8 protein-coding genes and 1 pseudogene are annotated in these 9,776 nt (G+C 38.2%); 5 read left to right on the top strand and 4 right to left on the bottom strand.

Features of this window, described 5'->3' with window-relative positions; all coding sequences use genetic code 11:
- Positions 1 to 119: 119 nt before the first annotated feature.
- From IQ228_RS13475 to IQ228_RS13460, 4 genes are all read right to left on the bottom strand, one after another.
- A complete protein-coding gene (locus tag IQ228_RS13475) occupies positions 120 to 326 on the bottom strand; it encodes a DUF2949 domain-containing protein (RefSeq protein WP_027404318.1) in 207 nt (68 codons plus the stop codon).
- Between the two features lie 269 nt (positions 327 to 595).
- On the bottom strand, positions 596 to 850 hold the full coding sequence (locus IQ228_RS13470) for an Asr1405/Asl0597 family protein (protein WP_027404317.1): 255 nt from the start codon (positions 848 to 850) through the stop codon (positions 596 to 598).
- Positions 851 to 878: 28 nt separating this feature from the next.
- Positions 879 to 1,610 (bottom strand): serine O-acetyltransferase, encoded by a 732-nt coding sequence (gene cysE / locus IQ228_RS13465; RefSeq protein ID WP_027404316.1) that lies wholly within the window; start codon positions 1,608 to 1,610, stop codon positions 879 to 881.
- 1,042 nt (positions 1,611 to 2,652) lie between these two features.
- Entirely contained in the window at positions 2,653 to 3,093 is a 441-nt protein-coding gene (locus IQ228_RS13460; protein WP_228043865.1) for a DUF2141 domain-containing protein, read from the bottom strand.
- Between the two features lie 1,623 nt (positions 3,094 to 4,716).
- Here IQ228_RS13460 and nifB point away from each other — a divergent pair.
- The 5 genes and pseudogenes from nifB to IQ228_RS13435 all read left to right on the top strand — a co-directional run.
- Positions 4,717 to 6,156 carry a nitrogenase cofactor biosynthesis protein NifB gene (gene nifB, locus IQ228_RS13455; RefSeq protein ID WP_193963118.1) on the top strand — a complete coding sequence of 480 codons (1,440 nt, stop codon included), beginning with the start codon at positions 4,717 to 4,719 and terminating at the stop codon, positions 6,154 to 6,156.
- An 87-nt stretch (positions 6,157 to 6,243) separates the two neighbouring features.
- A complete protein-coding gene (locus IQ228_RS13450) occupies positions 6,244 to 6,588 on the top strand; it encodes a DUF362 domain-containing protein (protein ID WP_027404312.1) in 345 nt (114 codons plus the stop codon).
- A gap of 258 nt (positions 6,589 to 6,846) precedes the next feature.
- Positions 6,847 to 8,052, top strand: coding sequence for a cysteine desulfurase NifS (nifS, locus tag IQ228_RS13445; protein WP_027404311.1), 1,206 nt, complete (start codon positions 6,847 to 6,849; stop codon positions 8,050 to 8,052).
- Positions 8,053 to 8,139: 87 nt separating this feature from the next.
- Positions 8,140 to 9,039, top strand: a complete 900-nt coding sequence (gene nifU, locus IQ228_RS13440) for a Fe-S cluster assembly protein NifU (RefSeq protein WP_027404310.1) — start codon at positions 8,140 to 8,142, stop codon at positions 9,037 to 9,039.
- A 221-nt stretch (positions 9,040 to 9,260) separates the two neighbouring features.
- Positions 9,261 to 9,410 (top strand): annotated as a pseudogene (locus IQ228_RS13435) (AAA family ATPase); the annotation flags it as partial.
- Positions 9,411 to 9,776 lie beyond the last annotated feature (366 nt).

Here is a 9,776-nt window from a genome sequence, read left to right as displayed (position 1 = left end):
GTTAATAGCCAATAACCCAGACAAATATTAGTAAATCCTGTAAAAAATAACATACTCATACCAGCAACCAAACTAGTAATCATAATTCTTACCTCTTATGTTTACTGGTAATTTTTCATCTACCTCAATTCAGGATGTTCTGCAAGCCAATCAAAAATTCTGTCTAGTTGTTGTAAATCCACTAAACCATATTGCCAAAGCAGCATCGGTAAAGGTCCATGATTGAACTCAGGATGTCGCGTTGCTACAGCAATATCAGCCTGGGAAAGTGCCAGTTCTTTTTGCAGAAATTGCAGTAACTTCCTATCAATACGATTAATCACCATAATTGGACATTGACAATTGCAATCAACATAAGGGACAAGTTATTCCCATCAGCAATTACTAATTTTTTTAGTTTTAGCTAACTGAGTGAACCTTAGCTTATGTGAATTATCTGGAATATGCAAGGTATTTTGTGAGTGAATAATGACTTGAGATCAATCAGACTTGCATTAAAAATTAACCTCTGATATGCTTTGGATTAGACAGGGCTAGAATTATCAATTGTTATCAGTCGCACTAATCAAAAAAACATGATTGTTTCCAGCAATCTTTACTCAACACCGTTACACAAACAATTCTCTAACCATGTCACTAATTGATGACGGGAAGCAAAAAATTGCATCAATGTACTACGAACAAGAATCGCTTCTTCTAGGTTATTAACTTGCACGCGCAAAGACCCATCCGGGGGACAGGAACAGGAAATCATCAACTCTTGCAACCGATGATAAATACACCATCTATCACCTAAAGGAACTTGCAAAATTTGTTCACCGACAGTTAAAAAGTTACAATTTGGTGACATCAGTAATTCACAATTTATGGAGTTAACTTTATTGATCATCTTGGTGATGATTAGTGAGAGTTTGGACTTGTTGTTCTAACTGCTCAATCCGCGAGAGTAAAGAACGAATCACACCTGCCTCTATATCGGGTAATTTGCCATGTTCTAAGGGGGAAATGCGGTTATGAGACTTAGGAGCAATAATCCGGCCAGGAATGCCTACAACGGTGGCATCTGGAGGCACATCACGCAGGACAATTGAACCTGCACCAATACGGACGCGATCGCTAATTTGAATATTTCCTAATACTTTCGCACCCGCACCGACAACAACATTACTACCCAATGTCGGATGACGTTTACCACTTTCTTTCCCCGTTCCTCCCAATGTTACACCCTGATAAATGAGTGTATAATCTCCCACAATAGCAGTTTCACCAATCACAACACCCATGCCATGATCAATAAATACACCCCTACCAATTTTTGCCCCTGGGTGAATTTCAACACCTGTGAAAAATCGTCCCCAATGAGAAATCAACCGGGGAATAAAACTCACATTGTGGATATGTAACCAATGTGCCAGACGATGTAAACACAGAGCATGAAATCCGGGGTAACAAAATATGACCTCTAACCAATTACGTGCTGCTGGATCACGCTCAAAAATAATCCGAAAATCACTGATTAATGGTTCTAAAAAAAATCTAAAACCTTCATGTTTACGTAGCTTTGTATTTACAGTCTCAGTCTTAATGATCCTGTTTAATGACTGGTGCATTGGTATTGTTAGGTGAAAAAATCCTGTACTGTTTTCATGCTTATATCAGATAACTTCCAAACAGACAGAATTAGCAACGCAGATTAGATTTATTAAATTTATTAAGCTTGTACTCAATATGTTTAACTGCCTATTTAACAGAACTTTACATTTTCTCTTGGGGTAGGGGTACTAGCTTTTAATCACAGGGGTACTGGTATTTTCAGATCAGGGATGCAGCTTTTTTGTACTCACCATAAACCTCTTAATCTGTAGGACTTTGCAACTATTTAGGCAAGATATTTTTCCATATATTTAGTTGTACTCATTTCCTGAGAAACGTTGTCTTGATGACAGTAAAGTAGTGAGACAGAATTATACTGCAAACGGTTCATAGTTTAACCAAATATGAAACCCCTCTGGTAAACCTCTCCCTAACCCTCTCCTCTTAGGAGAGGGAAAAGGAATAATATTTAACACTGGAGAGGCTTTGAACCTTGTTCTTTGTATGATAAAAAAGTCCAGCTTCTAGTCGTTTTGAGTATAATTACACAATGTCATTGCGTAAGCGTTGCGTGGCGTTAGCCATATGGAAGGAAGTGAAATGAAGTAATAGCGTTCGCGGAGCGTCCCGGAGGGAACTAGCGCTGCTGCAAGCAGTTCGCTAGGGTTGTGATTGCTTCCCTTCGCTCGCAATGACTGTAAATATTTTTGTCCAATTACTTAAATATAGATTTTATGTATTACCTACTACTATTAGTATTTTATTATTTTGGTAGTGGAAAGGTGGATTTCTTTATTTTGTTTTCGGATTTGTTTGCTGTATGTGGGGATACAAAATAAAAAATGATAAATTTTCTCTGTGTTGATCGTTATTATAAAAATTCTAGTTTATTAGTTCGCAAACGGCAAATTTTTTCGCGCAGGGTTCGTCGAAATCACCAATTATCTAAGCTGTGTAGCTGAGTTAATTTTTTCCTCCGAGAAATGGATAAAAAAGAACATAAAATTAATGCAGCGTAACCCACTGTTAATTACTGATTGTAGGTTACGCTATCTCTAACTAAGAACCGAAGAAATATTTCATCTTGATCTTAATATCAGTATTAGTTTTAGATACAGTAACAGCCGAATCATTAAACTTAGGCGGTCCGGTGAAAACCTCTGGATTATTAGAAAACCCAAAACCTTCTATGGGCGCACCAAAAGAACCAGTATCGAGATTACCATTTTCATTGGCATCATGAATTAATCCAACAGCATAACTACCCGCTTTCAAGTTATTGAAAGTCAGTTTTTGAGACATTTCTGTGATCTTGATACATTGAGATTGTAAAGCATTTTTGCTATCACGAGGAAATCCTTGACTTTTATCAAAAAGCGTGGCACAAATTTGTCCAGATTTGTTTTTGAGTCCCTCTACTTCAATTGTCAGGCTGCTATTCAACTCTGCCTTAGCATTAGCTAAAAAGAGTAAATTTCCCAATATAGGGAGTAGTAACATTAGCCCCAGACTTGACGTTTTCCGTAACGCAGTGTTTAACTGTTTCTTCATTAATTTACCCTCTATTAAATAAAACTAATATGTTACCCAGCCATATTGTCAAGTTAGATTTTCTGAATTACCTAACAGACACTTTTGTAAATATAACAGAAAGTAACGAAATGTCAAAAATCAATAACTAAATCTGCATTCAGCAACTTTACCGAATCCAAATTTTGAGAACTACAAACACCCGTCACGTCAGCCACAAAGACGCTTGCATCCTAATACTACTGATTTATTACAAGCTCACAGTGCGTACAAATAAATCAAATCTTGTAACGTAACAGTATCCGCTTCATAATTATCATCAAGATGGATAACAAGGGAGTATCCCAAATATGCAAATTTACCCAAAATATAGAATCCATGCGGCTGGAAGTCAGGACTACACAGGCAAAACCCACCTGCGTGGGTTTTAAATTTCCGGCGTTGCTGATTCAGAATATGATTTTACCTCACGCAGAGGCGCTCCAGTCACAGAGAGTAAGAGTTTGAAGTCATTGATTTTTCAATTTCATACTTCAGTTCAGCAACGCCAAATTTCCCTAGTCCGCGTAGGCGGACTTTGTTTGTAAGTAATTGGACAAAAATATTTACAGTCATTGCGAGCGAAGGGAAGCAATCACAACCCTTGCGATTGCTTCATTTCACTTCGTTCCATTCCCAATGACATTGTGTAATTAATTCTGTCTCACTACTTATAGCCGTGATTTCCAATCGCCAGCTTATTTCTGCAAAATTGGGATGCTCCCGATAATAATAGCTTTGATCACATTTTTCCTAATGTGCTTTGTTTACTATATTTATAGCGTAGTGATGGGGAAAAGTTCATAGCTAACATAATTATCAATATCATCAAAAAATAATGATCAAAAAATTAAATCTTTTGCAAATTATCTGCATTAATATAGATAGTGTAATTAGGCTGTATTTGTTGTACAGCAAGCAATACAGCCATAAAAATGTCATTAATAATCAAAAACTTAAAAAAATATAAATTGCATTTTTACGCCAAAAAAAATGATAGGTTGTATACAGAATTGAATTTCCCACGTATCTGGAGTAATCGGGTTGATTTTACTCCAGTTTTTTAACCTCAAATCTCTGAAGACCAAAAGTTTCTAGGAGAATTTGCAGGAAAGTTGAGTACAGTCGAATATCAGGAAAATTCGCTAAAAATATAGCCAAAACCCTTGCAGATATCGAGTTTGAGATGAGTACAAAGAAATCCTGAACCCCTAACTATAAATACTCGTACCCCTAACTATAAATACTCGTACCCCTACCTGAAAAAATCTTTTTTAATTTTTGTATCGTTGCAATGCAAGGATTTAAGGATTTGAGTACAAACATAATAAATCCAATAAGTTCTATCCTGGTGTAAACCAAAGGGGGCAAAAAAAAGGGCTGCTATAAATCATTTATCGCCAATCACTTAACGCTCCTTAACAAAACAAAGTTAGTAGTCAAAAGTGAGTGGAGGGATGAGATTAGCACCATATCTAAAATAATTTAGATATTGCCAGTAGTAAAAGCATCTCCCACAGTGGCTCTCAAGTCCACCTGCAACAGCGAAATTCAATGACACTACCTGCTACAGATATTCTCACCTCCGACTTCGAGAATGCCATTATCACCCCCGCTACATCTGCTGCTTGTGGTTGCGATAGCACCACAACTCCAGAAATGGATCAAAGAATGATAGAGCGCATTTCTAAACATCCCTGCTATAGTGAAGAGGCTCATCATCACTATGCACGGATGCACGTTGCCGTCGCTCCAGCTTGCAATATTCAATGTAACTATTGTAACCGCAAGTATGACTGCGCTAACGAAAGTCGTCCTGGAGTAGTGAGCGAATTGCTCACACCGGAAGAAGCTGCACATAAAGTGTTAGTAATTGCCGGAAAAATTCCCCAAATGACTGTGTTGGGAGTTGCGGGTCCTGGTGATCCTTTGGCTAATCCAGAAAAAACTTTTCGGACTTTTGAATTAATTGCCGATAAAGCACCAGATATTAAATTGTGCTTATCTACTAACGGTTTGATGCTCACAGAATATATTGATCGCATCAAACAATTAAATATAGATCACGTTACTATTACCCTTAATACCATTGACCCCGAAATAGGTGCAGAAATCTATTCTTGGGTTCACTATAAACGCAAGCGTTACAGAGGAATTGAAGGAGCAAAAATTCTCCTAGAAAAACAGTTGGAAGGATTGCAAGCTCTCAAGGAAGCTGATATCTTATGCAAAGTTAATTCCGTGATGATTCCTGGAGTTAATGACAAACATTTGGTAGAAGTTAATAAGGCTATTCGTGAGAGAGGCGCATTCTTACATAACATTATGCCGCTAATTTCTGCACCAGAACATGGGACTCATTTTGGTTTAACTGGTCAACGTGGACCAACAGGAAAAGAACTGAAGGAAGTCCAAGACAATTGCTCTGGTAACATGAAAATGATGCGCCACTGTCGCCAGTGTCGAGCCGATGCGGTAGGATTATTAGGAGAAGACCGTAGCCAAGAATTTACTAAAGATAAGTTCATGGAAATGGCTCCAGAATATAACTTTGAAACCCGTCAAGAAGTTCACGAAGGGATTGAGAAATTTAGAGAAGAAATTAAGGCTGCTAAAGATAAAGCATCAACTGGCAAAAAATCTGCTAATAGTCCTAAAATCCTAGTTGCAGTAGCAACAAAAGGCGGTGGATTAGTTAACCAACACTTCGGACACGCGAAGGAATTTCAAGTCTATGAAGTTGATGGTAATGAAGTTCGTTTTGTTAGTCACCGCAAGATTGATCAATATTGTCAAGGTGGTTACAGCGAAGAAGCTACAGCAGACAATATAATGAAAGCAATCGCAGATTGTAAAGCAGTCTTGGTATCGAAAATAGGCAATTGTCCCAAGGAAAAATTAGAAGCAGCAGGAATCCAAACTGTTGAAGCCTACGACGTAATTGAAAAGGTTGCTTTAGAATTTTACGAGCAATATGTTCAGGCTAATGGGTAATTCAATTTTGGATTTTGGATTTTGGATTTGATAGACTCCAATCTAAAATCCAAAATCTAAAATCTAAAATCTCCGAGGTAAATAATCATGGCTTACGAAATTACTAGCCAGTGTATTTCCTGCAAGTTGTGTTTATCTGTTTGTCCTACCGGTGCAATTCAAGAAGTTGACGGTAATTACTGGATTGACTCTAAACTTTGCACAAATTGCGCTGGTAGTATTCACACTGTACCTCAATGTAAGGCCAGTTGTCCTACTGTTGATGGTTGCGTTAAACAACCTAGTGATTATTGGGAAAGTTGGTTTGCTACTTACAACCGGGTTTTAGCACAGTTAACCAATAAACAAGATTATTGGGAAAATTGGTATAAGTCCTATTCTCAGAAGTTTTCCGAACAGTTGCAAAAGCATCAAGGAGAAGCAGTTATATAGGTGACAGGGGACAGGTGACAGGTGACAGTTAAGTAATGGGACAGAATTAATTACACAACTGATTTTTCTGTTCCCTGTTCCCTGTTCCCTGTTCCCTGTTCCCTCTCTCAACGAGTGAATTTAATTTTGTCCGACTACTTAACAGGGAATAGGGAATATTTATATTTATCTTTATTCCGACTCCTGATAGCGTGGCGTTAGCCATAATCCTGACTCCTGACTCCTTCTTTATCACTTTATACTTTTATAGAGAAAATCATGCAAAATAATTGCATCTATCTTGATAATAATGCCACCACTAAAATAGATCCTCAAGTTGTTGAGGCAATGATGCCTTATTTGACGGACTATTATGCTAATCCTTCTAGTATGCACACTTTTGGTGGACAACTTGGGAAGGCTGTAAACACGGCTAGATCACAAGTAGCGGCTTTACTGGGAGCAGATGAATCGGAAATTGTTTTTACCAGTTGCGGAACTGAGGGTGATAATGCTGCTATTCATGCGGCGTTATTAGCTCAACCTGAAAAACGTCACATCATCACTTCCCAAGTAGAACATCCAGCAGTTTTAAATGTCTGCAAACAATTAGAATCCAAAGGTTATCAAGTTACTTATTTGTCAGTAAATGCTAAGGGACAAATAGATTTGAGTGAGCTAGAAGCTTCTCTAACTGGTAATACTGCTTTGGTGACATTAATGTATGCCAATAATGAAACCGGCACTATCTTTCCAATTGAAGAAATTGGTGCTATGGTTAAGGGATATGGCGCTCTCTTCCACGTTGATGCGGTGCAAGCGGTAGGCAAAATATCCTTGAATATGAAGACCAGCACCATAGATATGTTAACTATATCTGGTCACAAAATTCATGCTCCCAAAGGTATTGGTGCTTTGTATGTGAGACGTGGCGTTCGTTTCCGTCCTCTATTAGTTGGTGGACACCAAGAACGAGGACGCAGAGGCGGTACAGAAAACGTTCCGGGAATTATTGCTTTAGGAAAAGCTGCGGAATTAGAACTGTTACATTTAGAAGAAGTAACTCAGAGATTAACAAAGTTGCGTGATTATTTGGAACAGTCTCTTCTAGCTAAAATTTCTGATTGTGAAGTAAATGGTGATGCCAAAAATAGATTACCAAATACTACGAATATCGGGTTTAAATATATTGAAGGTGAAGCAATTCTGCTCTCTTTAAATAAGTACGGTATTTGCGCTTCTTCTGGCTCTGCTTGTACTTCTGGTTCTCTAGAACCTTCTCATGTTTTACGAGCTATGGGTTTACCTTACACTACTTTACATGGTTCGATTCGCTTCAGTCTTTCTCGCTACACAACTGAAGCTGAAATTGATCAAGTAATTGCCGTAATGCCGGAAATTGTTGACCGTCTTCGGGCTTTATCTCCCTTCAAGAATGATAATGCCGATTGGTTACAACAACAGTCAATGGTCAGTAGTCATTAGTAGTTAGTCATTAGTCAGTTTTCATTTACTACTAACTAATGACAAATCACCAATCCAAAATCTAAAATCCAAAATCTAAAATCAATTATGTGGGACTACACTGATAAAGTATTAGAGTTATTTTACGATCCTAAAAACCAGGGTGCAATTGAAGAAACTGGCGAAGCTGGTGTGAAGGTGGCAACTGGTGAAGTGGGAAGTATTGCTTGTGGTGATGCTTTAAGATTACATTTGAAAGTTGAAGAAGCAACAGATAAAATTCTTGATGCCCGTTTTCAAACTTTCGGTTGTACAAGTGCGATCGCATCTTCGAGCGCTTTAACTGAAATGGTCAAAGGTTTGACTTTAGATGAAGCTTTAGGAGTAACAAATAAGGAAATTGCTGATTATTTAGGTGGTTTACCTGAAGCGAAAATGCACTGTTCTGTTATGGGTCAAGAGGCTTTAGAAGCTGCTATCTATAATTATCGTGGTATTCCTCTAGAGGCACATGACGATGAAGAAGGTGTCCTCATCTGTAGCTGTTTCGGAATAACTGATGCTAAGATTAAGAAAGCAGTTGCACAAAACAATCTCTTCAGTGCAGAGCAAGTAACAAATTATGTAAAAGCTGGTGGCGGATGCGGTTCTTGTTTAACGAAGATTGATGATATAATAAGAGAAGTAAAGCAGGAAGCCGCCAACAAAAATCTCCACAGCTACAAGGCGAAAGCTAACACAGAAATTCCTAGTTCAGAGCAAACAAGACCATTAACTACAGTTCAAAAAATTGCCCTGATTCAAAAAGTATTAGATGAAGAAGTCCGACCCGTGTTAATCGCCGACGGGGGAGATGTAGAACTTTATGATGTTGAAGGCGATAAAATTAAAGTAATTCTTAAAGGTGCTTGCGGTTCATGTTCTAGCAGCACTGCAACTTTAAAGATTGCGATTGAAGCGAGATTGCGCGATCGCATCAGTAAAGAAATTATTGTCGAAGCAGTTTAGAAAAAAACAGCTAATGGTAAGGGTTTACGCCGTAAACCCCTACAACTGACAAAGAAAAAAATCCTTACAACCTCATAAATACTATGAACACCACTCGATTTTCTGTAGAGCGATCGCCTCCATAGATAGCGACGTTCTACAAACGCTCACCGCCGTAGAACTTTGGCCGTGAGAACCAACAGACAAAACCACCAATCAACTAATTCTAGGAAACACGAACAATGACTGAAGAAAAAATTAGACAGATAGCTTTCTACGGCAAGGGCGGTATCGGTAAATCTACCACTTCTCAAAATACTTTAGCCGCTATGGCTGAAATGGGTCAACGCATCATGATCGTAGGTTGCGATCCTAAAGCTGACTCTACCCGTTTTAACAATATGGACATTATTTACACCCACTTTCAGCCAATTTTTTAGGTGTGGGGATTGACGTTTATCTGTAAGTAATTGGACAAAAATATTTACAGTCATTGCGAGCGAAGAGAAGCAATCACAACCCTTGCGATTGCTTCATTTCACTTCGTTCCATATGGCTAGTGCCACGCAACGCTTACGCAATGACATTGTGTAATTAATTCTGTTTCACTACTTACCTTGCTTCTTTGTAGCCCACATTCCGCACCCCAACTGTCACAGGAGTGGAATTACATAGGCAAGAAATAAAATTGAGAATAAAAAATAACATATTATCGAGAAAATACATTGGCAAAAAAGAAAAACACCAAAAATGGCATC

This window comes from Dolichospermum sp. LEGE 00246 (assembly GCF_015207865.1).
Taxonomy (GTDB): Bacteria; Cyanobacteriota; Cyanobacteriia; order Cyanobacteriales; family Nostocaceae; genus Dolichospermum; species Dolichospermum heterosporum.
Note: the sequence above shows the minus strand (reverse complement) of the source record. Positions and strands in the feature narration are given on the sequence as shown.

Coding starts and splice junctions, on each gene's coding strand:
- IQ228_RS13475 (WP_027404318.1), bottom strand. CDS start 326: ATGGTGATTAATCGTATTGATAGGAAGTTACTGCAATTTCTGCAAAAA.
- IQ228_RS13470 (WP_027404317.1), bottom strand. CDS start 850: ATGTCACCAAATTGTAACTTTTTAACTGTCGGTGAACAAATTTTGCAA.
- cysE (WP_027404316.1), bottom strand. CDS start 1,610: ATGCACCAGTCATTAAACAGGATCATTAAGACTGAGACTGTAAATACA.
- IQ228_RS13460 (WP_228043865.1), bottom strand. CDS start 3,093: ATGTTACTACTCCCTATATTGGGAAATTTACTCTTTTTAGCTAATGCT.
- nifB (WP_193963118.1), top strand. CDS start 4,717: ATGACACTACCTGCTACAGATATTCTCACCTCCGACTTCGAGAATGCC.
- IQ228_RS13450 (WP_027404312.1), top strand. CDS start 6,244: ATGGCTTACGAAATTACTAGCCAGTGTATTTCCTGCAAGTTGTGTTTA.
- nifS (WP_027404311.1), top strand. CDS start 6,847: ATGCAAAATAATTGCATCTATCTTGATAATAATGCCACCACTAAAATA.
- nifU (WP_027404310.1), top strand. CDS start 8,140: ATGTGGGACTACACTGATAAAGTATTAGAGTTATTTTACGATCCTAAA.